Annotated in this window: 20 protein-coding genes; 13 read left to right on the plus strand and 7 right to left on the minus strand. The window is 35.4% G+C overall.

Annotated elements, in window-relative coordinates; translation table 11 throughout:
* The first annotated feature begins 612 nt into the window (after nucleotides 1-612).
* Together pta and LC076_RS11785 are read left to right on the plus strand one after the other, a co-directional pair.
* Nucleotides 613-1581, plus strand: coding sequence for a phosphate acetyltransferase (gene pta, locus LC076_RS11780; RefSeq protein WP_226669148.1), 969 nt, complete (start codon nucleotides 613-615; stop codon nucleotides 1579-1581).
* Between the two features lie 224 nt (nucleotides 1582-1805).
* Nucleotides 1806-2654: a lipoate--protein ligase family protein gene (locus LC076_RS11785; protein WP_319005520.1), complete on the plus strand. Its 849-nt coding sequence runs from the start codon at nucleotides 1806-1808 to the stop codon at nucleotides 2652-2654.
* A 451-nt stretch (nucleotides 2655-3105) separates the two neighbouring features.
* Here LC076_RS11785 and LC076_RS11790 read toward each other — a convergent pair whose 3' ends face one another.
* Both LC076_RS11790 and LC076_RS11795 read right to left on the minus strand, forming a co-directional pair.
* A complete protein-coding gene (locus tag LC076_RS11790) occupies nucleotides 3106-3912 on the minus strand; it encodes an EcsC family protein (protein WP_226669154.1) in 807 nt (268 codons plus the stop codon).
* Nucleotides 3913-4048: 136 nt separating this feature from the next.
* Nucleotides 4049-4855: an RsfA family transcriptional regulator gene (locus tag LC076_RS11795; RefSeq protein ID WP_226669158.1), complete on the minus strand. Its 807-nt coding sequence runs from the start codon at nucleotides 4853-4855 to the stop codon at nucleotides 4049-4051.
* Between the two features lie 535 nt (nucleotides 4856-5390).
* Here LC076_RS11795 and LC076_RS11800 point away from each other — a divergent pair.
* From LC076_RS11800 to LC076_RS11815, 4 genes are all read left to right on the plus strand, one after another.
* The gene (locus LC076_RS11800; RefSeq protein WP_226669160.1) at nucleotides 5391-5615 is read left to right on the plus strand and encodes a DUF1450 domain-containing protein; all 225 of its coding nucleotides are present in this window, start codon (nucleotides 5391-5393) and stop codon (nucleotides 5613-5615) included.
* Nucleotides 5616-5895: 280 nt separating this feature from the next.
* On the plus strand, nucleotides 5896-7194 hold the full coding sequence (locus LC076_RS11805) for an HD domain-containing protein (protein WP_226669163.1): 1299 nt from the start codon (nucleotides 5896-5898) through the stop codon (nucleotides 7192-7194).
* 54 nt (nucleotides 7195-7248) lie between these two features.
* On the plus strand, nucleotides 7249-7770 hold the full coding sequence (locus tag LC076_RS11810) for a YwgA family protein (protein ID WP_226669165.1): 522 nt from the start codon (nucleotides 7249-7251) through the stop codon (nucleotides 7768-7770).
* A 75-nt stretch (nucleotides 7771-7845) separates the two neighbouring features.
* Nucleotides 7846-8550 (plus strand): Dps family protein, encoded by a 705-nt coding sequence (locus LC076_RS11815; RefSeq protein ID WP_226669168.1) that lies wholly within the window; start codon nucleotides 7846-7848, stop codon nucleotides 8548-8550.
* 388 nt (nucleotides 8551-8938) lie between these two features.
* Here LC076_RS11815 and LC076_RS11820 read toward each other — a convergent pair whose 3' ends face one another.
* Nucleotides 8939-9124, minus strand: a complete 186-nt coding sequence (locus LC076_RS11820) for a 2-hydroxymuconate tautomerase (protein WP_226669171.1) — start codon at nucleotides 9122-9124, stop codon at nucleotides 8939-8941.
* 748 nt (nucleotides 9125-9872) lie between these two features.
* On the opposite strand from LC076_RS11820, the gene LC076_RS11825 reads away from it, so the two are divergent.
* Nucleotides 9873-10544 carry a site-2 protease family protein gene (locus tag LC076_RS11825; RefSeq protein ID WP_226669174.1) on the plus strand — a complete coding sequence of 224 codons (672 nt, stop codon included), beginning with the start codon at nucleotides 9873-9875 and terminating at the stop codon, nucleotides 10542-10544.
* A gap of 212 nt (nucleotides 10545-10756) precedes the next feature.
* Nucleotides 10757-11272, plus strand: coding sequence for a YwhD family protein (locus LC076_RS11830; protein WP_226669177.1), 516 nt, complete (start codon nucleotides 10757-10759; stop codon nucleotides 11270-11272).
* Between the two features lie 154 nt (nucleotides 11273-11426).
* Here the strand turns inward: LC076_RS11830 and LC076_RS11835 are convergent, their stop codons facing one another.
* On the minus strand, nucleotides 11427-13493 hold the full coding sequence (locus LC076_RS11835; protein WP_226669180.1) for a transglycosylase domain-containing protein: 2067 nt from the start codon (nucleotides 13491-13493) through the stop codon (nucleotides 11427-11429).
* 352 nt (nucleotides 13494-13845) lie between these two features.
* Between LC076_RS11835 and speE the strand changes: the two genes are divergently transcribed.
* From speE to argS, 5 genes are all read left to right on the plus strand, one after another.
* Nucleotides 13846-14676, plus strand: a complete 831-nt coding sequence (speE, locus tag LC076_RS11840; protein ID WP_226669183.1) for a spermidine synthase — start codon at nucleotides 13846-13848, stop codon at nucleotides 14674-14676.
* A 228-nt stretch (nucleotides 14677-14904) separates the two neighbouring features.
* Nucleotides 14905-15786, plus strand: a complete 882-nt coding sequence (gene speB / locus LC076_RS11845) for an agmatinase (RefSeq protein ID WP_226669185.1) — start codon at nucleotides 14905-14907, stop codon at nucleotides 15784-15786.
* Between the two features lie 359 nt (nucleotides 15787-16145).
* A complete protein-coding gene (locus LC076_RS11850) occupies nucleotides 16146-16829 on the plus strand; it encodes a CAP domain-containing protein (RefSeq protein ID WP_226669188.1) in 684 nt (227 codons plus the stop codon).
* Between the two features lie 337 nt (nucleotides 16830-17166).
* Entirely contained in the window at nucleotides 17167-17598 is a 432-nt protein-coding gene (locus tag LC076_RS11855; RefSeq protein ID WP_226669192.1) for a DUF1934 domain-containing protein, read from the plus strand.
* Nucleotides 17595-19265 (plus strand): arginine--tRNA ligase, encoded by a 1671-nt coding sequence (argS, locus tag LC076_RS11860; protein ID WP_226669195.1) that lies wholly within the window; start codon nucleotides 17595-17597, stop codon nucleotides 19263-19265. The genes LC076_RS11855 and argS overlap by 4 nt, the downstream gene beginning before the upstream one ends.
* Before the next feature lie 524 nt (nucleotides 19266-19789).
* Here the strand turns inward: argS and LC076_RS11865 are convergent.
* The 3 genes from LC076_RS11865 to cls all read right to left on the minus strand — a co-directional run bounded on the left by LC076_RS11865 (nucleotide 19790) and on the right by cls (nucleotide 23886).
* Nucleotides 19790-21448: a family 14 glycosylhydrolase gene (locus LC076_RS11865; protein ID WP_226669197.1), complete on the minus strand. Its 1659-nt coding sequence runs from the start codon at nucleotides 21446-21448 to the stop codon at nucleotides 19790-19792.
* A gap of 266 nt (nucleotides 21449-21714) precedes the next feature.
* Nucleotides 21715-22671: a UV DNA damage repair endonuclease UvsE gene (gene uvsE, locus LC076_RS11870; protein ID WP_226669200.1), complete on the minus strand. Its 957-nt coding sequence runs from the start codon at nucleotides 22669-22671 to the stop codon at nucleotides 21715-21717.
* Between the two features lie 12 nt (nucleotides 22672-22683).
* A complete protein-coding gene (gene cls, locus LC076_RS11875) occupies nucleotides 22684-23886 on the minus strand; it encodes a cardiolipin synthase (protein ID WP_226669203.1) in 1203 nt (400 codons plus the stop codon).
* Between the last annotated feature and the right edge of the window lie 63 nt (nucleotides 23887-23949).

Consider the following 23949-nt stretch of genomic DNA (forward strand, 5'->3'; position numbering starts at 1 on the left):
AGGGTGTATCTAAGTCTATCTACCTTTGTAAAATAGTTGATATTTTATAGGATGCTTTCGTTTGCTTATGTCATGTGCGTCATCGGCTTGATGATTAGCTCGATGACGGACATTTCCACATGCTACCTTCACGCTCATGTCCGTCATCAGCTTAATGACGGACATTTGCGCAAGCATTCTTCATGCTCATGTCCGTCATCAGCTTAATGACGGACATTTCCGCATGCTTTCTTCACGCTCATGTCCGTCATCTGCTTAATGACGGACATTTGCGCAAGCATTCTTCACGCTCATGTCCGTCATCAGCTCGATGACGAGACTATTAAATACAACTAAATATGTCCTTTAATCCACCTTGATCATTCGTTTATACGATAATTTACACGAAATAAACATCAATAAGAGTAACTTTACATTTTTTGGTGAAATATATAAGTGATAATGAATGAAATTAACCACAATCTAGAGTAAATAATACTTTTCAGTTTATTTTGAAATTTAAGACTTTATTATGTAAGCGTTATTAGCTATTTGTATTGTTTGAAATTACAAATAAGTGGAGTATTCTAGTGGTAGAAGGGTATTCACATACCAAATGAAGGAGGTTTTTTTGTGTCAGATTTATTTGCGACATTAAAAGAAAAAGTGAGCGGTCAACAAGTGAAGATTGTTTTCCCAGAAGGATTAGATGAAAGAATTTTAACAGCTGTTAACCGATTAGCTGGAGAAGGTATTTTACAGCCTATTGTTATTGGTAATCAACAAGAGGTAACAAACAAAGCAAATGAGTTTAATTTAACATTAGATGGTGTAGAAGTATTAGATCCTCATACATATCCGGAGATGGACCAACTTGTAGCAGCTTTTGTTGAGCGACGTAAAGGAAAAGCAACAGAAGAAGATGCACGTAAAATTCTTTTAGATGAGAATTACTTTGGAACGATGTTGGTTCATCTTGGGAAGGCACATGGCCTTGTAAGTGGTGCTGTGCATTCGACAGCTGACACAGTGCGCCCAGCTTTACAGATTATCAAAACAAAAGAAGGAATTAAAAAGACTTCTGGTGTGTTTATCATGGTTCGTGGTGATGAAAAATATGTTTTTGCTGATTGTGCAATTAATATTTCACCAGAAGCCCAAGATCTTGCAGAAATTGCTATAGCAAGCGCGGAAACAGCGAAAATGTTTAATATTGATCCACGTGTAGCGATGTTAAGCTTTTCAACAAAAGGTTCAGCAAAATCTCCAGAAACAGAAAGAGTTTCAAACGCAGTTGAAATCGCAAAACAACTTAATCCAACGATTACTCTTGATGGGGAGTTCCAATTTGATGCAGCATTTGTACCATCAGTAGCTGAAAAGAAAGCACCTGGATCTGTTATAAAAGGTGATGCAAATATTTTCGTATTCCCAAGCCTTGAGGCAGGTAACATCGGTTACAAAATTGCCCAACGTTTAGGTAACTTTGAAGCAGTAGGACCAATTTTACAAGGATTAAACAAACCAGTAAATGACTTATCACGTGGCTGTAATGCAGAAGATGTTTATAAACTTGCATTAATTACTGCAGCTCAAGCTTAAAATATAAAACAAGGGATCAGACCCAAAATGCATGCGGAAGCAGCGGAATAGGTGAGACTTATATAGGCGAACAGCTATGAAAAGGCTCACCCCCGGCTGCCTTGCGGATAAACATTAATCTAAATAGAAAATCAATATTGCTTTATGACCCTCTACCATAACTCTTCGTAAATGATATAATGAGATAATTATTTTGTTAATTTTGTTAGGAGTAAAATATGAATATGTTAATCTCTTCTGCTTCATTAATTCATCAACCACAATGGCGTTTTATCGATCATTCAAGTTTAGGTCCACAATTTGATGCACAACATTCTTTTGCCATTGATGATACATTATGTGCGAGTGTTGGAAAAACAGATTCCCCTGCCATTGCAAGAACATGGGTTCATCACGATACGATTGTGCTAGGTATCCAAGACACAAAGCTTCCGTTTTTAAAAGATGGAGTAGAATTCCTGAAAAGCAGTGGCTACCACGTAATTGTTCGTAATTCAGGAGGACTTGCTGTTGTTTTAGATAAGAATGTTTTAAATCTATCACTTATCTTTCCAGATAGCGAAAAGGGTATTGATATTAATCGAGGATATGATGCGATGCTAGATTTAATTAAATATATGCTTAAAAGTCATGGAGCAAGAATTGAAGCACGCGAGATTCACGGCTCATATTGTCCTGGTAGCTATGATTTGAGTATAGATGGAAGGAAATTTGCAGGCATATCTCAAAGAAGACTTCGAGGAGGTATCGCTGTTCAAATTTACCTATGTGTCACTGGAAGCGGAGAAGAAAGAGCAGATTTAATCAGACAATTTTATGAGTTATCGTTAAAAGATGCTACAACAAAGTTCACTTTTCCGTTAATAAAACCTAATACAATGTCATCTCTAGGAGATTTACTTCAACTAGAGTTAACGGTTGAAAAGCTTTTGCTAGATCTTTTACTAACATTAAAGGATCACAGTGAAACAATCATTTCATCCTCATTAACTCCAGAAGAACAGTTGCTTTTCCAACAAAACCTAATAAGAATGAATGACCGGAATGATAAAGTTTTCTCAAAGTTTGAGTAAAGAGTCAGTGATGTCTATTGTGACAATTGACTCTTTTTTAGGTTTTCTTTTCTGAAAGATTGTTACTAATTTACACAATCTATTTTAAAGGCTCTGTTAAACCTTGTTGTTGATTTCCGTTACAGGCATTCGCTTTCCCGGGAAAAAAGTACCTTTTTTCCTAGGTCCGGGAGCCTCCTCGGCGCAAGCGCCTGTGGGGTCTCCCTTTGACACGCTTCTCTAAGCAGGAGTCTCATGCCTTTCACTCCAATCAACAAAGTGTTAAAAATTAAAATTATGCTTTAACAAAGCCAATTAAAAAACAAAATTATTATCGTATAAAAAGTATTTTCCTAGGAGAAAAAGATGCTACTAGACATTATATCAGCGTTGTTCATTCAGTTTCTAAATACAACAAAGCTTACGAAAATAGCCTTTGTTCGTATCCTAGAAGAGTAGGCTGATGCAGCTATTAGCTCTCAACTAGCTCCAGTTTTTCTAGTATTCTTCTTTTTCGATAAAGCATAATTCCTGCTTCTGATATATCAGAAATCATTGAGCGATTTGTCATTGCCCCAAATAGAATTCCTGCGATTGGGACCATTTGGAGGAGTTTTTTCCAACCAAATTGATCACGATACGTATACACAACTTCACGCCAGCCTTGAAGCTGTGAAATCACTTCATTTTTTGAATTTTGATCTCGACCATAATAGGATGATAGTTCATTTAAGATGGCTTGTTTTCCGACAATGTCAGCTGAAACGAACTGTAAGCATTTTAAAATGAAGATTCTTTCTTCACGCTCTTTCGGATCATATCCGTAGGCAATTGCTATTTCTTGAAGTGTTTTTAGTGATAAACCAAGTAGAACAGGGATATCAATAGCTAAGGTGAAAATTCCACCAACTCCAGTTGTAGCTCCTTGAATTGTAGCAAGATGACTTCTATTTGTTTTTAAATCTTGGCCAACAGTATCCATCGTCACTAATGGAAGTGTAGCGATGTCAGAAATAGCCGTGATTTCGTTATCAGAGTGCTTATTTATTTTCGTTAGTATCACTTTTTCTTGTGTTAAATATTGTCCCCCATTTTGTACAAATTGCCCAAGTTCATCAAGCAATACACTAATCTTTTTTTGAATAAAAGCGGGGGTTAATTTATCTAATAGCTTAAAAGGAAGTCTGCCTATCTTTTCCCAAAACCAAATACCATTTTGGTCTTTCTCCCATTTCTCAATCACTTGTAACTCACTATTCAACCAATCTTTCGTTTCCATGTTATCCCAACCTTTATGATTCAATCGTATTTATATGTTTTACGTTTTTAAAGGGTAATAAGTTTCATTGGTACAAAGAGAAAAAAGACGTGAAGCTACCACGTCTTTTTTCTCTATTAATATACCCGGAATTCAATTATTCAGCCATTTTTTCTAAATTACCATTGCGATCCATTTTAAAGGTTGTTGATACTGAACGATCTTCTTCATCAAATAATACTAGTTTTCTTGCACGGTTCATGATTTTCATCAGTGTTTCATAGTCTTCTTGAACAGTGACTGTATCTTGTTCTAATCTTGCAACTTTTTTACTTAAATCTTCATTTTGAGCATAAAGCTCTTGGTTTTCACGCTTTAATCGTCTATTTTCACTTATAAGTGCCTCAGATTGGTCATTACTTGATTGGTAGGACTGTAAAAAAGAGATCACCTGTTTCATTGTTAAACGACCAGTAGTAGAAGCAAATTGGTTCATGTTTGTATTTTTATTCATTGTCATCGTTGGTTGTGGAGCAACTTTAGGTGTAGCTGATGGTAAATTCGTTTTTACATCCTCATCATCTGGCATAACCTCTGCCATATGATTCTCTAAAGCTGACATCATAATAAGTTCTTCTTGTTCATCAATATCAACTTCTGAGTTCATTGAAGCTCCTTGGGGCATATCTGGTGTGTAAAGTAATTGCTTTTTAACAGGCTGACCTTTCCCTAGTGCTCTCATACGTTGTTTGCGTTGTTTTTTTGCTAGTTGAAGAGCTTTTTCATAATCATGTCTTACAACTGCGTTCCAACGGAATCCACATGCAGCAGATGTGCGATTTAGTTTGTCGCCAACTTCCTCAAACGCATTTAATTGTGTACTTCCTTCACGAACATGTCGTAATACTGTTTCTGCTAGTAATAAATCATTCTCTTCAGACCATGCATCTTGTCTTTGTTTCATTTTTTCCAACTCCCTATATAAATAGATGTTATTTAAAGGCTCTTTTCTGAAAGATTGTTGCTAATTGACCTAATTCTTTTTAGAAAAAGTGTTTTCATCACATAAAAGGTACTAATCTAGAAGAAAAGATGCCACTTGACTTTATATAGTGCTGTTTCCATCAAGTATTAAAAAGCAACAAAGTTTAATAAAAACAGCCTATTTAAAAATTTGTATTCAACTGTCATTAGCATGGACACATTTCAAATAATTTATACAACATCTTAAGAGGATAGTAGATTTTTTTTGTATACGTTCTAAAATCTAAGGTTTCTTGCATTTTTTTAATCTACTATAAGGTAGATATGAAGGGAAAAGTAACCGAATTTGGAAGCATAATTTATAACTGCTTTACTTGCATAGACATTTAATTAAAGGTAAAATACCATTTAGTGCAAATGGATAGTATCCACGGATTTAGGCTTTATTTATATCCTCATTTCTAGTATTTGGGATATAGACAAAGTCCATGAAGAAGAGAAAGGATCGATAATTGATGGCAAATGAATTTCGTATTTGTGATGATTGCCAAGCAACGAATATAAAAACGCTAGTTCCTCGTTTGAATAAAATAGATTCAGAAGCTAAGATAGATATTGCTTGTCAATCTTATTGTGGCCCTGGAAGAAAGAAATCTTTTGCGTTTGTAAATAATCGCCCAGTGTCTGCCCCAACTGAAGATGAACTTATAGAGAAAATCGAAAAAAAACTAGTGAAATAAAATCACCCTTGTGACTTTAACAAAGGTGATTTTTTTATTGAATATAAGAAACAAATTGGAACGAAAATTTCAATAATTTAATCAAAATTTAATAACATAACATTTGCAAAATATGGGTGTTCATGTCGAGTAGAAGTCGATATAATAGAGGCAGTCAATTTATTGAAATGATAGGTAAATAATTTCCATGTAAAGAAGTGTTCCTTTTACTATCCAATGTGAAAGGTCCATTTTTAAAGGTAACTATACTAAATAAAGTTAGAACGGAAGAGGGAAGACAATGATAAATGAAAAGTTGTCTGAGGAAAAGGTTTTTAAAGATCCCGTTCACCGCTATATTCATGTACGTGACAAGCTTATTTGGGATCTAATTGGAACAAAGGAATTCCAACGCTTGCGCAGGATCCGCCAGTTAGGTACAACTTACTTAACCTTCCATGGTGCTGAGCATAGTCGATTTAACCATTCCCTTGGTGTATATGAAATTGTTCGACGAATCGTCGATGACGTTTTTAATGGTCGTCCTGAGTGGGATGATGAAGAAAGATTATTATGTCTTTGTGCAGCACTTTTGCATGATTTGGGACATGGTCCTTTTTCACATTCATTTGAAAAAGTATTTCACCTTGATCATGAAGATTTTACGCAAAAAATTATTTTGGGTGAAACTGAGGTACATGCTGTTCTTAGTCAAGTTGATGATAGCTTTCCTAAGAAAGTAGCTGAAGTGATTGCAAAAACATATGAAAAGAAACAGGTTGTTAGTTTAATATCTAGCCAGATTGATGCAGATCGTATGGATTATCTGCAAAGAGACGCTTACTATACTGGTGTAAGTTATGGTCACTTTGATATGGAACGAATTCTTCGTGTGATGCGCCCAAGAGAAGATCAAGTGGTGATTAAAAGTAGTGGCATGCATGCTGTTGAGGATTATATTATGAGTCGTTATCAGATGTATTGGCAAGTCTACTTCCATCCTGTAACAAGAAGTGCAGAAGTGATTTTAACGAAAATTCTCCACAGAGCAAAACAGCTACATCATGAATTTTATACATTCAAGCATAACCCAATTCACTTTTATTCCATATTTGAAGATGAACTAACATTAGAAGACTATTTAAAGTTAGATGAATCGATTATTCTCTATTATTTTCAAGCATGGCTTGAGGAGGATGATCCAATTTTAAGTGATTTATGTAGACGTTTTATGAATCGTCAATTATTTAAGTTTGTTGAATTTAACCCTAATGTACAAATGATGACATTGATGGAGTTAACAACTTTATTTAAAAAAGCAGGAATTGATCCTGAATATTATTTAGTGGTGGATTCATCTTCAGATCTTCCTTATGATTTCTATCGCCCTGGAGAGGAAGAAGAGAGATTGCCCATCCATTTATTAATGTCGAACGGTGATTTAAGAGAATTATCAAGACAATCCGAAATTGTTGATGCAATATCAGGCAAAAGAAGAACAGATCATAAATTATATTTTCCACTAGACTTGATTGAAGATTTTTCCACAAAACGAACGGCTAAAAAGAAAATCCTTGAATTGTTAAATATGACAAAATAAACGAAAAATGACAGTAGCAGTAGTTATAAAGATTAGTTAGGAGATGACGGGGCTTTGATGAAAGAACACGCTAAACTGATGGAAGTCATTTCATCAGCTGGGGAAATCATTGGTCGGAAAAAATTACAAAAAATGATTTATATCGCAAAAAAGATAGAGCTTCCTTTCTATGAAAAATATAATTTTCACTTTTATGGTCCTTACTCAGAGGAACTCACTCTTCGCATTGAAGAGCTGTGTAATTTAGGGTTTCTAAATGAAATACATGAAAAAAAAGGCGGCTATTTTCAGTATCGTTACTCTTTAACAGACGCTGGAAGTGACTTTTTAGGACATTATGATCTAGATTTGCCACCATTAAAAGATTGTATGCTAAATCTAAATGAACAAAGCTCACGTTTTCTAGAGCTTGTTTCAACTGTTCTATATTTTGAAGGACATTCTGAAGAAGAAGTAAAAGAGAAGATCTTCACATTAAAAAGCAAGCAACGCTATACAGAAGAGGAAATAAAAGAAGCTTATCAATATATAGAAAAAGTAAAAAATATCGTTAAAAATGAAGTCGCCCAACATTGAGTTGGCGACTTTTTTTAATAATTATTTGTTCCCTGTACATACTATCTTTGAAAAAACGCATAAAGGAGTGATCATATGGAGTCACATGATAATCAAGGGTTTTCACATGATGAATTTAAGTTAGATAAAACAGGTTTTGATCCACAAATGCCAGGACATAATTCAAATCATCAAGACAAAATGATTTTACGCCAGGAACCAAGGATGGCAAGAAAAGAAGGTAGTGGAATTAGTTTACCTTATGAAACTCGTCAGGAAATGGGTTTACAGCTTGATGAGCATAATTGTGCACTAAATATTGCGCTAAACCAATATACAAAACATCATTGGTTAACAGAAGGAGCAGAATCGTTTGGTAGCTTGCATCATATTTTAGATGAACATATTGATGTAACAAAAAAGCATATTGATATGATTGGTGAACGAGTGGCGCGCTTAGGGATGGTACCAACAGCTCATCCTGTTACTCAGCATGAACTTTCATACATTAAGCATGAGGTAGAAGGTCGCTACACAATGAGAGACTTTTTACGAAATGATTTAGAACATGAAATTAAAATTCAAGGTATGATGAGAAAAACAATTAGTCGTGCTCATGAATTAAACGATTTTGGGACAGTACAGGTATTAGAAGAAGTGCTATTAAAACGTGAAGATTTTGGGTATCATATTTGGAGTCTGCTTGAGGATGACACTCTTGTACGCGGTATGAAACATCTTCTTGATGGTGAAAATGATATTGCATCTAATCGTAAATTAAATGACAATCTAAAGCATTGAGTAAGTTAAAGGGAGACTGGAACATAATTATAAAAGTCATATAAAAAGACGAATAAAGCTAAATTCAGTTAAGTTGAAAGAAATAAGTTCGTTCCATTGCGCTGCAGACACTCCATTCGCCGGGGAGGAAGCTGAGCCTCCTCGACGCAAGCGCCTGCGGGGTCTCAGCCTTTCCTCTATTTCCCGTAGGAGTCGAGTGTCTTCCGCTCCATTCCACTATTTCTTAAAAATATGTTACAAAATCAAAAAAACTATTGAAGATGGCAAATAAAAACCCGAACTATTAGGCAAATGTTTAAGTGACATATCACCTAATAATTCGGGTTTATCATTAGCTTAAATTTTCCAAACTCTTTTAATTACGGAGTTCTTATATTCTATATCTTGCCTATTCGTCACTTAAACGTTTACCGCCTAGTGCGTAATTGTTTTTGCTCATTTCTTCAATGAAGATAGCAATCTTTTCTTCTGGAGCACCTGTTGTTTCTGATACAGCTGCTGTAACCTTTTCAACTAAAGCTCTCTTTTGTTCCTCTGTTCGACCTTCTAGCATCTTAACTGTTACATATGGCATTGTACTCTCTCCTTTTACTTTCCCTTTTTACAAAGTTTTGTGAATTGTGTCGATGAAAAAATATGTATAAACCAACGATCAAAAGCATTTGTACAAGAAATTGAACCTTAAATATAGTATACTTTATTCGAAAATAGATTGCATTACATGTTAAGGTAGAAGGATATAGCAATGTATATAGAGATAAATCTTGACCTAAGTTGTTCATTTATCACCCTATATAAATAGTTAGTGATAGTTGATCTTCTCTACAGGTTGCTCGCTTTCCGCGGGGCGGGCGGTGAGCTTCCTCGGCGCTCAGCGCCTGTGGGATCTCACCTGTCCCGCTGCACCCGCAGGAGTCTCGCACCTTCCGATCCGATCAACTTACTTAGTTTTTGTTTTTAAATAAAGTATAAAGTTACAAGATCTATTTAAGAACCTTTTAAAAATAATACGGTGAAACATTATTTTTAAAGCCTCTTTTCTGAAAGATTGTTGCTAATTGACCTAATTATGCAATGGAAAGATTGTTGTTATAGCAAAATAGGTACTATCCTATGAAGAAAAGATGCCACTATGCTTTATATAGTGCAGTAAATTTGGAGTTGTTAAAGCAACAAAGTTTACGAAACAGCCTTTTTAAAAGATAAAAGGTCCTTATCTATGGAGATAAGATGCTCCATGCTTTATACAGAATTTCATATTTAGATTTATTACAACACGTCAATGTCAGCTCAAATTTTACATATAACAAAAGGAGAAATAAATGAACGATTTCAGCTTTTTAGCATTTCCTTTAGATTACATTCCATATGTTGTAATCACCTTAATTGTTGCCTTTACTCTTCATGAATTTGCCCATGCGTTTGTTGCCTATAAATTTGGTGACCCAACTGCACAAAGACAAGGAAGGCTAACACTGTCACCACTTGCACATTTAGATCCATTCGGTACAATATTAATTTTTATCGCTGGATTTGGATGGGCGAAACCAGTACCTGTTAATCGCTTCTTTTTTAAAAGACCTCGTCTTGCTGGTGTACTTGTTTCAGTTGCAGGTCCATTAAGTAATTTATTACTAGCCTTTTTAGGTATGGTTATTGTAAATATTCTTGTCGCAACGGGCATAATGTCTGTATTACCAGTTAACTATGCAGATCAGTTAGATTTATTTTTTGGAATATTTATCTCTTTAAATGTGATGCTATTTTTATTTAATTTACTACCTTTCCCACCTTTAGATGGATACAGAATCATTGAAGATCTTTCACCACCTACTATAAGATCAAAAATGACTCAATATGAAACCTATGGAATTGTTATATTTCTTATTTTAGTGATAACACCATTAGATTCATATACGATCCATCCATTTTTACAAACTGGTCAAACGATTGTGATGAGTATCTTTCATCTATTACTTAGCCCACTATTTTAATTTTAATAAGGGTATGTTAAAGCTTAATGTTGATTTTTAGCACTTTGTTGATTGGAGTGGAAGGCATGAGACTCCTGCGGGAGGAGCGTGTCAAAGGGAGACCCCACAGGCGCTTGCGCCGAGGAGGCTCCCGGACCGCCCGCGGAAAGCGAATGCCTGTAACGGAAATCAACAACAAAGTTTAACAGAGCCTTTCATAAGGAGGACTTTATATGGAACAAGATAAAAAGAAAAAAAGCATTGGCTTTAATATTATAAAAAATGACCCAACAGACGGTCATGGAGGATTTGGGATTGGTGCCCTAAGTCTTGATAATGTATCACCTGTTTTTATTGATATAGAAGAAGGAGAAGCTTTTGTTGATATAGGTGCGATGCATGCAAGAAGTGTTGTGGAAAAAGGGATAAAGTTTCTTAAAACAAAAGAGGAAGTTCCGAATGGTAAACCATATTGGCTCGTTTGGGTTACGATTGACCGAAAATCAGAGGGGCCATATTATGCTGGAGTAACAGCATGTGAGCTTACAGTTGACCGCGAAATAAGACGAGGCTACAAATCACTTCCAGAGCATGTGAATCGGATGGATAAATCAATGAAGCGTCATATTATCGTTGATCATATGGATAACCGTTCAAAGGACATACTTTCACAATACCTACATAATCATAATGAAACGATGTGGAATTTGTCAGAACAAAAATTAAAGGACGATTTAAGTACAACGTAATATGTGGCAAAGTAGTGACAATTTAGTGAACAACAAGGTAATTTCTTGTGGTTCTACAGTAAAATTAGTAGACTAAGATTACAGTTTTATAAAACTAGGACATAAAAAATCCCGAGCATTTTGTGCTCGGGGTTTTTTATTTAAATGGTAAAATTTAGTCCCACCATTTAAATAGCTTATCAAACCATCGATCTTCTTCTTTCTCATTTTTATGGGAATCATCTTCTTCTATTTCATTGATATGATCTTCACAATATTCGGTTGGTTCCGTTCCTGATAAATAGTAGGTGTATCTTTGTACAGGACATCCTTTTGTAGCAAGTTTGCCATTTTCGGGATTAATATAGACCCCTACAACACCGTCTGGTGGTCTAAATGCCTTTACGGATTGATCTTCCAACGCTTTTTCCATAAAATTAGACCAAATTGCTTTAGCGTAGCTGCGTTCTTGAACGAGATTGATTGTTTTTCCTTTATCATATCCTGTCCATACTCCAGTAACTAATTGCGGTGACATACCTACCATCCAGCTATCTGTCGAAGTTGTTCCTGATTTACCTGCGTAATCTCTTGTTAAAGAATTTGCGATACTATGACCTGTTACTGATGTGTAGCTATTTAAGTTTGTGTCAAACATCCCTGTCATCATATGTGTTGTGACAAAAGCTGCTTGTTCATTTAATACCTGGTCTTTACTTTTAGCAGCTTTGTAAATCACTTCACCTTCTGCATTTTCAATTTTCGTAACAAACGTTGGTGTGATCTTATTTCCACCATTTCCAAGCATTCCATAAGCATTCACAAGCTCAATAAGCCTTACAGGGGACGTGCCAAGGGCTGTTGATGGAATTTGTTTAATCTTAGAGGTTAGCCCGAATAGTTCTCCTGTTTTCGCGAGCTCCTCCATGCCAATGAACATATGTGTTTTTACAGCAAAGATATTATCTGACAAAGCGATTGCTTGCAGCATTGTAATAAAATCATCTGCATAATAATCGTTATAATTACTTGGTCTATAATTTGCCTTACCATTATCATATGTGAAGGATGTTGGCTCACTCTTCATTTCAGTTGAAGGAGTAAATCCCTTTGTAATGGCTGCATAATAAAGTAAAGGCTTGATAGAAGAGCCAGGCTGCCTTTTAGCCTGTGTTGCCCGGTTAAAAGGGCTGTGCTCATAATCACGACCACCTATTAAAGCTTTGACATAACCTGTTTTTGGATCGATTGAAACAAGTCCTGCTTGAATATCAGATTTTTCGTCAATCGATTTCGCAACAAGTTCTTCAGCAATTTCTTGCATATCGAGATCCAATGTTGTATAAATTTTTAATCCTTGTGTTTGAATCATTTGTTCATCAATTTGTAATTCAGTTTCTAAAGAACTGATCATCGCATCTTGAAAATAAGGAGCAATACCCTTTTGAATTTTATCTGCTTTTGTTTTATAAACAAGACGTTGATTTCGTGCACTTTCATATTGCTGCTCTGTAATATAACCTTCTTTTTTCATCATCTCTAGAATGATCGCTTGTCGTTTCTCCGCCTTATCTTGATTAATATATGGTGAATAAAGATTTGGTCCTTTTGGGATACCTACAAGAAGTGCTGCTTCAGCCAAAGTTAATGATTTAGAGCTTTTTCCGAAATAATAATTAGCTGCAGCTTCTATCCCATATACACCATGACCATAATAAATGGTATTTAAATAACCTTCTAAAATTTGATCCTTACTATAATTTTGCTCTAATCTAATGGTATATAAAGCTTCATTGAATTTGCGCTTCCAGGTTTTTTCATGCGCTAAATATAAGTTACGAGCGTACTGCTGTGTTATTGTACTCGCACCTTGTACCTTTGCCATTGCTTTTAGATCAGCGAGGGCAGCTCCTGCAATTCTTTTATAATCAAATCCATTATGTTCATAAAAATTTTGATCCTCAATGGCTATCGTAGCTTGCAGCACATGTTTTGAAACAGAATCAAGAGTGACCCAATAGCGTTTTTGTCCATTATGCAACTCACCTATTGTTGATCCATCATTTGCATAAATAATGGTTGATTGTGGCACTGCTAAAGAAGGAGCTCCTTGCCACTTTGCATATAAAACAACACTTAATACAATTGTTGATAAAAAAATAAAGAATAATATACTAATGAATGTAAGAGCGCGAATCGTTTTTAATGTGATTTTCATACGTTTAGGTGTAATAACATCCAATTTGCTCACCTCCTTATTTTTAATGACGGACGTGTATACTATTAGCCATTATGAGTTTTTTACAAGCTTTTTAAACATTTTGATAAAAAGTCATAGATTTTTCCTTGAATTTCTGCTAGATTCAACTATAGCTTTAAAGAATTAACAGTTCGTTTTATTGAGAAAGAAAAGCTTTTCCTGTCTAGTTAAAAACGAGATAAAAACCAATAGAAAATTACCGGATGCTATTTCGAACAACCGGTTAAAATAATATAAGACAAGCTATATACGAGGGCACTTTTCACTTTGAGTTTTAAATTTAAAGAGTAAGGATAAACGTATAGTAAAAGCTAGTTGAAAGGATGGTAAGAAGATGAGCGAATTATGGTACACAGAAAAACAGACGAAGAATTTTGGAATTACGTTAAAAGTTAAACAAACGTTACATACAGAACAATCAGATTTTCAATATTTAGAAATGGTTGAAACAGAAGAATTTGGTAACATGCTTTTCCTAGATGGAATGGTGATGACTTCTCAAAAAGACGAATTTGTTTATCACGAAATGGTAGCTCATGTACCATTATTTACACACCCAAATCCTGAAAATGTCCTTGTTGTTGGTGGTGGAGACGGAGGAGTTATCCGCGAAGTTCTTAAACACCCTCAAGTAAAAAAAGCAACACTTGTTGATATTGATGGTAAGGTTATTGAGTATTCGAAGAAATTCCTACCTGAAATTGCAGGGAAACTAGATGATCCACGTGTTGATGTAAAAGTGGGTGATGGCTTCATGCATATTGCAGAAAGCGAAAATGAATATGATGTGATTATGGTTGATTCAACAGAGCCAATGGGACCTGCAGTGAACTTATTCACAAAAGGATTTTATGCTGGTATCTCAAAAGCATTAAAAGAAGATGGCGTATTTGTTGCACAAACAGACAACCCATGGTTCACACCTGAACTTATTACAAATGTTCAACGTGATGTGAAGGAAATCTTCCCAATCACACGTCTTTATACAGCAAACATCCCAACATACCCAAGTGGATTATGGACATTCACAATCGGATCAAAAAAATACGATCCACTAGAAGTAAGCGAAGATCGTTTCCACGAAATCGAAACAAAATACTACACAAAAGAACTTCACAAAGCATGCTTTGTATTACCGAAGTTTGTAAGTGACTTGATTAAATAGAAAAGCGTAATCGCCTTGATTAGGCCCGACAAGCTTAAGGGGCTCAAGAATTGAAGGTGCACTTTACCTTCAACTCCCTGAGACACTTAAGACCTCGAGGGGCTAGGCGATGTAGCTAGCCAAATAGAAAAGCGTAATCGCCTGTACAGCCTCGGGCAAGCTTAAGAGGCGAGGCAAGTAAAGTGAGGGTTCATTCTCTCACTTTTTTTAAAGAACGGAGGAATTTTCATGAAATTTGATGAAGCATATTCAGGTAATGTATTTATAAAAAGTCATCCGAATTATGAGGAAAGTGAAGCAGTCATTTATGGTATGCCAATGGACTGGACGGTTAGTTATCGACCAGGCTCTCGTTTTGGTCCATCAAGAATACGAGAAGTGTCAATTGGACTTGAAGAATATAGTCCATATTTAGATAAAGAACTAGATGAAGTGAAATATTTTGATGCTGGAGATATTCCTCTTCCATTTGGTAATCCACAAAAAAGTATTGAATTGATTGAAGAATATATCGATTCTTTATTAAGAGATGACAAGTATCCGTTAGGAATGGGTGGGGAGCACTTAGTTTCTTGGCCTGTTATGAAGGCAATGTATAAAAAATACCCTGATTTAGCGATCATTCATATGGATGCACATACAGATCTACGTGATGATTATGAAGGTGAACCTTTATCACACTCAACACCAATTAAAAAGATTGCAAATTTAATTGGTCCTACTAATGTGTACTCTTTTGGCATACGTTCAGGAATGAAAGAAGAGTTTAAGTGGGCAAAAGAAGTAGGTATGCATATTTCTAAATTTGAAGTACTTGAGCCATTGAAAGAAATATTACCAAAGCTTGCTGGACGACCTGTGTACGTAACCATCGATATCGATGTGTTAGATCCTGCACACGCACCTGGTACAGGAACAGTTGATGCAGGTGGGATTACATCAAAAGAGCTACTAGCTTCAATTCATGCAATAGCAGCATCTGATGTGCGTGTTGTTGGCTCTGATTTAGTTGAAGTAGCACCAATCTATGATCCATCAGAACAAACAGCTAATACAGCTAGCAAGATCTTAAGAGAAATGATACTTGGTTGGGTACAGAAAAAAGGATAATAGTGTGGGGTCAGACTCTCGGGGTCTGACCCCATTTTTATTACGAATATGTGTAACATCTGTCATCTTAAGGTTATATTTTGTCATATTTTATAGTGAGTGAAAACTTGTCAACAATCATATATAACTAAAAAATTGGATACTGTTCCATTTTTTCCTGAAATATAGTTACTATTACATAGATTGAAATTTTTTAATGTTTTATATTTTTCCTAATAGAAAATAGGTATTTATATGTCAATTTTCCTATTAAGTAATCTGTTTTTTTATAGTTTGTTAAAATCTCCCTCAATTATGACAAAAAACCACATGTTACGATATGTGCGAAAGGCAGAGAAGAATTGGGGAGGATAAATGAAATGAAAAAGAAACTATTAGTATCAATCGTTGCTAGTGCAGCAATATTGATGGCAAATCCAATAGCTAATCAGGCGGATGCTGCCTCAAATACGACGTATACAAAGGTATATACTTATAAATCTAGTAATCTGAGTGCAGAACAAATAAATGCTTTATTTGAGAAGTATTTTAAAAATATTCACGTTCAACAGCAACCGGTAGAGCAACAACAGGTGACAACACCCGTTACACAACCTACTCAACAGCCTGTTCAGCAACAACCTGCTCAAAAAGAAGACACATCAAATGAACAAGCAGGTTACCAGCTTAATCAATTCGAACAGCAAGTGGTAGATTTGACTAATCAGGAGCGTGCTAAAAATGGTTTGTCAGCTTTAAAGGTTGATACTGCTCTTAGTAAAGTAGCACGTGAGAAATCACTAGATATGCAAAGAAACAATTATTTTTCACATACAAGTCCAACGTACGGTTCACCTTTTGACATGATGAAGAAATTTGCTATCACCTATCGTGCAGCTGGTGAAAATATCGCGAAAGGCCAGCGTACACCAGAAGAAGTTGTAAATGCATGGATGAATAGCGCCGGACATCGTAAAAACATTTTAAGTGCAAACTTTACACATATTGGTGTGGGATATGTTTCGAGCGGTAATTATTGGACACAGCAGTTTATCGGGAAATAACATGAAGGAAGCGGCTAGCATATGACTAGTCGCTTTTTTTGAGGTAGGGATTAGATTATTGTCGAATTATGTCGAAAATCTAATATATTGACTATTTCGGCAAATAAAATCAAAGAAACAGCAAATAAAAAGAACAAATCAGCAAATAAAATGCCCACTATAGCAAATAAACTCCCTCAAACAGCAAATAACATCATAAACGACGTTCCAATGACATGGAACACTCCCAAATATAAGTAGAATTCCCCCGTAATATCAACAATCTTCACCTTGCTAAGTTGCAAATCGTTCTTTATAATATTAAAGTTAAGGATATGAATGAAAAGGGAGTGTCTACATGACAGAAAGCACACCTGTTTCAATTAAAGTTGTTTCAGAAATTCATAATGAGAAAGATCACGACATCGAAAAGATTGAAGTGGATACAACAGGAGAGTATATCGAAAAGGGTCATTCCATTTACCTTCGATACAATGAAGAGCATGAGCTTGGATCTGTAAGGACAACTGTGAAGATTGGTGAAGATGAGGTTGTTGTGATGCGATCTGGTGCTGTGACGATGAAGCAACGCTTTATTCAAGCGATACCAACAGTGACAGACTATGGCACTCCTTTTGGGAAGCTACAGCTTCAAACATTTACACATAATCTACAATTTGAAAAAACAGAGCTTGAAGATAGGCTCGTTATTTTATATGATTTGCAAATAGATGAAAATGAAAAGCATGTACATAAACTAAGTATTTCGTATAAGGAGGATAAAAAATGAACATAGTTGAGCAAGTAAAAGAACGGTTAAAAGATGAAGTGAAAGCAGCAGTTTTAAAGGCTGGTTTAGCAGAAGAAGCGCAGATTCCAGATGTTTTATTAGAGCTACCGAAAGAAAAAGCACATGGTGATTATTCAACAAACATGGCGATGCAGTTAGCGCGAGTGGCAAAGAAGGCACCTCGTATGATTGCCGAGGAAATTGTTGCTAATTTTGATAAAGAAAAAGGCTCTATTGATAAAATTGAAATTGCAGGACCTGGGTTTATTAATTTTTATATGAATAATAGCTATTTAACAGACTTAATTCCATCTATCTTAAAAGCAGGAACAAGCTATGGAGAGACAAATGTAGGTAATAATGAAAAACTACAAGTTGAGTTTGTTTCAGCTAATCCTACTGGGGATCTGCATTTAGGACATGCGCGTGGAGCAGCTGTTGGCGATTCTTTATGTAATGTTTTAGCAAAAGCAGGCTATGATGTGTCACGTGAATACTATATCAATGATGCGGGAAATCAAATTAATAATTTAGCTCGTTCAGTTGAAGCTCGTTATCTACAAGCATTAGGTAAGGATGCGGAGATGCCTGAAGATGGTTATCATGGTCAAGATATCGTTGGGATCGGGAAAAAGCTTGCTGAAGAATTTGGAGATCAATATGCTAACCAATCTAGTGAAGAGCGTTTAAGCTTTTTTAGAGAATATGGCTTGAAATATGAAATGGGTAAACTGAAAGCTGACTTAGAGGAGTTCCGTGTGCCATTTGATGTATGGTATTCTGAAACATCTTTATATCATAATGGGAAAATTGATACTGCTTTAGCGGCATTAAAGGAAAAAGGTCATATTTATGAAGAAGAGGGAGCAACATGGTTCCGCTCAACAACATTTGGTGATGACAAAGATCGTGTATTGATTAAGAATGATGGATCTTATACGTACTTAACACCTGATATTGCTTATCATAAGGACAAGCTTGATCGTGGGTTTACAAAGCTTATTAACGTATGGGGTGCTGACCATCATGGTTATATTCCACGTATGAAAGCAGCAATTGAAGCGTTAGGATATGGCAAGGATACGTTAGAGGTTGAAATCATTCAGCTTGTTCATCTTTATAAAGATGGTGAGAAAATGAAGATGAGTAAACGTACTGGTAAAGCTGTAACAATGAGAGATTTGATTGAAGAAGTAGGTCTTGATGCAGTTCGTTACTTCTTTGCAATGAGAAGTGCTGATACACATATGGATTTTGATCTTGATTTAGCTGTTTCAAAATCAAATGAAAACCCAGTTTATTATGCTCAATATGCACATGCGCGTATTTGCAGCATGCTTCGCCAAGGTGAGGAACAAGGACTTACTTTTGAGGATAATTTAAAGCTTGATGAAATTTCATCAGAAAAGGAATTTGACCTACTGAAGAAATTAGGCGAATTCCCACAAGCTGTTACAGAAGCTGCACAAAAACGAATTCCACACCGAATCACAAATTATATTTTTGATTTGGCATCAACTTTACACAGCTTTTATAATGCTGAAAAAGTGCTGGATCCTGAAAATAAAGAAAAAAGTCGTGCAAGACTTGCGTTAATGAAATCAACACAAGTGACACTACAAAATGCACTAACATTAATTGGTGTTTCTGCTCCTGAAAAAATGTAACAGGAAAAAGATTGGGACATAATTAAAGATGTCATACAAAAAGACGAATAAATCTAAATTCAGTTAAGCTGAAAGAAACAAGTTCGTTCCATTGCGCTGCAGACACTCCATTCGCCGGGGAGGAAGCTGAGCCTCCTCGACGCAAGCGCCTTCGGGGTCTCAGCCTTTCCTCAATTCCCGTAGGTGCCCTAGTGTCTTCCGCTCCATTCCACTAATTCTTAAAAAAGGTTTCTAAAATCAAAAAATCTATTGTAGACGACAAATAAAAACCCGAACTATTAGGCGAATGATTAATTGACATATCACCTAATAATTCGGGTTTTTCATTAGCTTTAATACTTATTTCCCAGCCTCTTTTGTTCAAAAAATTAAAAGGATAAAGTTTTTACTTAGTTTTAGTGTCTAGCTCTATGATTTATCGGCTCGAGCCATAAGTCAAATAGGAATGTAAGACAAAGAGCAACTTCTATTTCCTATTTACATTATGCTTTACGCTGATAGGCGGGCACCTTGCGCTTTTTAAATTACCACTGAACTGTGTAACTACTATTCGATGATGGAGTATTCCAAACATTATTGCTTCCAGGCTCCCATGATTTCACTACATTATTTGAGCCTGCAACAACTGCTTTAAATTCATAATAACGATTTGCAGCTATATAAGCAGAGCCTCTCCAGTCTTGGTATGTGCTGTTCCATGTTAGCTTAATTTTTTTACCATCGGCATTATTCCACATGCCCATTTCCCAACGGTTTCCTGTTACATAAACGGTATCACCAGAAGAGGTAGGAGCATTTTTAACAATGAAATCAACTTTGATTGGTTGAAGAACTAAAATATCTCTAAAACGATCCATCTCAGCTGTTTTTGTTCCATTTGAATTGACTACATTTGCTAAGCGAAGTAGTGTAAATCCACTAAAGCCTTCGTTAAATAAATGTTGAGCAGTGTTGCGGTAGCGTGATTCACTATAGCTTGCATCAGAGCTTGAAATGGCTAATGCATTTTCACCATTCAAAACGATTCCTCTTTGAGTTGCAAGGTTAGCAATTTGTGTAACAAGTGATTTAGGAGCTGAATAGTATGGGCTTGTATAAGCCTGGCTATTGTCCATTTCCAAGCAAGTAAATGTTAGGTGTAGATTACTCGCTTTAAATTGATCTAAAATTTTCGCATAATCATAATATCCCGCAGAATATTCAGTTGCATGTGGCATGTATGGATCATTCATTTTCCAATGAAGTCCAGCAATCTTGGCACCAATTGGTACACCAAATGTAGAGTCGAAGTTTTGATGTGCTTTACTGCTAATTAAAGAAAGGTGTTTTGTTAAAACACTTTGGTACCAATTCATAAAGTCCTTACCATATTGACTATTGTAAGCAGCACCTGAAGTGAAGAAATTATCGCCATCGGATGGTGGATTCACTTGACTAAATGAAGATAAATTAGTGTTCCAAGCAGCGTTCAAGCTACTGATTGTTCCATATTTTGCTTGCATATTATTTCTGAAATCTGTTTTAGCTGTTTCTGTATAAGCTTGTAATTTTCCTCTTGATGGATAGCTCCACCCATCACCAGTAACATAGGATGGAAAACGTAGTTCACCAGCTGGTCCACCACTTAAATAGATTTTAACAATGATATCTTTATAATCTGAGAAGTTTTGAGCGAAAGATGCATAAAGCTCGTTATATTGAGTTGAGATCACATTTGTTGCCCATGGTGAGACGGTTTCTTTATTCACATAACCTGTTTCTGACTCGTGTGTTAACACATCTTCGCTAGCAAGATTCCAGACCCAGTTAGGAACAGGAATATTACAATCATCCCCAACATTTCCTCCACATTGGTGTGTTGAAATAATTGGCACCCATTTTAATCCTGAATCTCTGACAACCTGAGCATACTTACGATAATAAGACCAATCAAACTGATTATTGCCATTCTTTTCAACATCGCCCCACCAAACATCAGTTGTTAAGGCATAAACTCCATTGCTTTTTAAAGTAGCAAGCTGTTTTGCGAAATCAGTCCAATTTGTGATTTTTGTTAATGGGGCCATCACATACGCTTTGTAATCTGACTTAATATCAGCAGAAGCTGACGGATTAAAAAGTGTTGTTGTGGCTAAGAGAATAATAATAAAACTGATGCTAACTTGTTTGAGAAATCTTTTCACAAAAATACCCCCGATTGTTAGTAGTTTAATCGATCATGATCACGTGATCAGAAATTAAAACGCTTTCATTTTTAATGAAAAATAAAAGGCTTTAAAGTGCAAGCGCTTGCACAATTTTCTGAAAATTCTTGCTGTATCTATAGGTTATATAATTGAGGATGTATTAAGCAAGTGATATATGACCTAATTTTCGACAAAGGAAGTAGGTATTAATACCTATAAATCAAGTATAGGAATAGAAAGAAAGACTAACCTTTAAGTTAGTCTCACCACTGTATTGTTGCGCCACCAATTCGCTTTACACCTCTAATTTTAGAAATATCCTCACAAAGCTTTATTGCTGCAAGGTCTTTTTTCTTAGCTTCAATCATTAAGTCAACGTTTGCATTGTGGTTTTTTAAAAATAATAATAATGGCATAAGAAATTCAGCATCCACATAATCTGCGTGGCTTCTAAATTCCTTTTCTGTTTTAGGTGATGACACGTGAATTTTTGGATGAAGACCAACAGATGACCAGGTGTTAAAAATTTCTGGCAATAGATCTTCGAAATTTTCATCTTCTTCTTTATTGGCAATGTAATGATGATAATCAAATAACATCGGGACCTTTTCTTTTTGACAAATCTTTAATGTTTCAGTTGTTGTATATGTTTTGTCATCATTTTCAAGTGTCATTCTTTTTTTGATTTTATCTGGCAACTTTTTTATATTTTCATGAAAGCGTTCGGTAGCTTTTTCCTTATTTCCATAAGCTCCACCTACATGAATGTTAATTATTGCTTCATCGGCAAGACCCATTGCATCTAACAAATCATAATGATATTGCATATCACCAACAGCATTATCTGTAATATGAGGTTTGTCACTTGTGAATAATGTAAATTGATTAGGGTGAAAACTAGTTCTCATTTTATTTTTCTTCACTACCTGACCGATCTCTGTGAGTAAATCTTTAAAAGGCGTTCGGTAATCCCAAAGTACCTCTGGATGTGTAGCGAGCGGCACAATTGATGAAGATAGACGGTAAACATGAATTTCTTGAGCAATATTGTAATGAATCATACGTAAAGTATGCTCTAAATTTTTTCTTGTTACATATAAAAGTTGTTCTTTCCTCTCATTCTCGTCTAGCTGCTTCCATCGTGTAAATGTTAATGACTTTGCAGGAGAGCAATCCCATAAAGCGAGAGCGTGTGAAACATAACCAAAACGAATAATCATTTAACTTTCTCCTCATAGAAAATGTGAAATTATTGTTGCGAATACCTCTTTTATCTTTTTAGTAAGAGGTCTTTTTTGATAGGCGCTATACGTTAATAGCTCAGAGTGCTTCATATCTTCGTTGATTAATGAACGGACTTTTTCAATGAAAGCAGGATCGTATATTAAACAGTTCATTTCATCATTTAGAAACATACTGCGTTTATCGAAATTGGCTGTTCCAATATCGCAAAATTTATCATCAATGATAATCATTTTTGCATGAAAGAATCCATAGAAATATTGATATATTTCACACCCAGCTAAAATAAGTGGCCCAAAATAGGGAAGTGATGCTTCCTTTACAAATGGGTGGTCTTTACCCATAGGTACAACTACTTTCACCTTTACACCTCTTGATAAGGCTTCTAGTAGCTCATTTAAAACCCTTTTTCCAGGAATGAAATATGGTGTACAAATAATAATTTCTTGTTTGGCATTTTGGATAAAATCGATAAAATGATCTTCTAATTTTTCACCATAGGTTGAAATAAACATATGGCTGCTTTCCCCTTTAGGAGTTAGGGTAGGGAAGTGAACTTCATTAAGTTCATTTTCGCCTGTTGAATCAAACCAGTCTTTAAAAAATTGCTGTTGTAGATCAAGAGTTCCTTCACCTTGAATTTTTAGGTGATAGTCCCTCCAATAGCCAAACTTAGGATCTTGTCCAAGATATTCTTTTCCAATATTAAATCCGCCTAAATAGGACGTTTTTCCGTCAATAACGGTTATTTTCCGGTGATTCCGTGCTTGGGAAGTATAAAGCAAAAAAGGTAATTTAGGTTTGTGTGAAAAAGCGAATCGGACTCCCTGGTTTTTTAATATTTGAATTTTTTTCTTACCTAGTTTAGAGCCACCAACATAATCAAGTAATAAACGTACATCTAAGCCCTCTTCTGCTTTTTTACCCAAAATAGATAAAAATTCATGACTGATTTTATCATTTTTCATAATAAAAAATATCACATGAACATATGTAGTACTATTTTTAATGTTCTCGAAGTAATCTTTATAAAAATCATTTCCATCAATGAAGAGTGAAATGTTACTTTTTCTTAGAGGATACTGGGTGTATTTAGAAGTTAAAAGATGGTTTTTCCGACCGGCTTTATAGTCAAAGATCAACCAGCCAATTAGAATCGCCACAACGATAGAGCAGATGATTAACGTAGTCAAAGGCAATACCTCCTCCAAGTAGTAGCAGCAAATAAGAATGGGACCGTGATGAAAACAATTGAT

It is taken from the genome of Metabacillus litoralis (assembly GCF_020524045.1).
GTDB lineage: Bacteria > Bacillota > Bacilli > Bacillales > Bacillaceae > Metabacillus > Metabacillus litoralis_C.

What these genes read in the sequence shown, in the direction of transcription:
- LC076_RS11795 (WP_226669158.1), bottom strand. Translation starts at nt 4,855, where the DNA reads ATGAAACAAAGACAAGATGCATGGTCTGAAGAGAATGATTTATTACTA.
- LC076_RS11850 (WP_226669188.1), top strand. Translation starts at nt 16,146, where the DNA reads ATGAAAAAGAAACTATTAGTATCAATCGTTGCTAGTGCAGCAATATTG.
- LC076_RS11830 (WP_226669177.1), top strand. Translation starts at nt 10,757, where the DNA reads ATGGAACAAGATAAAAAGAAAAAAAGCATTGGCTTTAATATTATAAAA.
- speE (WP_226669183.1), top strand. Translation starts at nt 13,846, where the DNA reads ATGAGCGAATTATGGTACACAGAAAAACAGACGAAGAATTTTGGAATT.
- speB (WP_226669185.1), top strand. Translation starts at nt 14,905, where the DNA reads ATGAAATTTGATGAAGCATATTCAGGTAATGTATTTATAAAAAGTCAT.
- LC076_RS11790 (WP_226669154.1), bottom strand. Translation starts at nt 3,912, where the DNA reads ATGGAAACGAAAGATTGGTTGAATAGTGAGTTACAAGTGATTGAGAAA.
- LC076_RS11785 (WP_319005520.1), top strand. Translation starts at nt 1,806, where the DNA reads ATGTTAATCTCTTCTGCTTCATTAATTCATCAACCACAATGGCGTTTT.
- LC076_RS11825 (WP_226669174.1), top strand. Translation starts at nt 9,873, where the DNA reads ATGAACGATTTCAGCTTTTTAGCATTTCCTTTAGATTACATTCCATAT.
- LC076_RS11805 (WP_226669163.1), top strand. Translation starts at nt 5,896, where the DNA reads ATGATAAATGAAAAGTTGTCTGAGGAAAAGGTTTTTAAAGATCCCGTT.
- argS (WP_226669195.1), top strand. Translation starts at nt 17,595, where the DNA reads ATGAACATAGTTGAGCAAGTAAAAGAACGGTTAAAAGATGAAGTGAAA.
- uvsE (WP_226669200.1), bottom strand. Translation starts at nt 22,671, where the DNA reads ATGATTATTCGTTTTGGTTATGTTTCACACGCTCTCGCTTTATGGGAT.
- LC076_RS11855 (WP_226669192.1), top strand. Translation starts at nt 17,167, where the DNA reads ATGACAGAAAGCACACCTGTTTCAATTAAAGTTGTTTCAGAAATTCAT.
- LC076_RS11815 (WP_226669168.1), top strand. Translation starts at nt 7,846, where the DNA reads ATGGAGTCACATGATAATCAAGGGTTTTCACATGATGAATTTAAGTTA.
- LC076_RS11800 (WP_226669160.1), top strand. Translation starts at nt 5,391, where the DNA reads ATGGCAAATGAATTTCGTATTTGTGATGATTGCCAAGCAACGAATATA.
- LC076_RS11820 (WP_226669171.1), bottom strand. Translation starts at nt 9,124, where the DNA reads ATGCCATATGTAACAGTTAAGATGCTAGAAGGTCGAACAGAGGAACAA.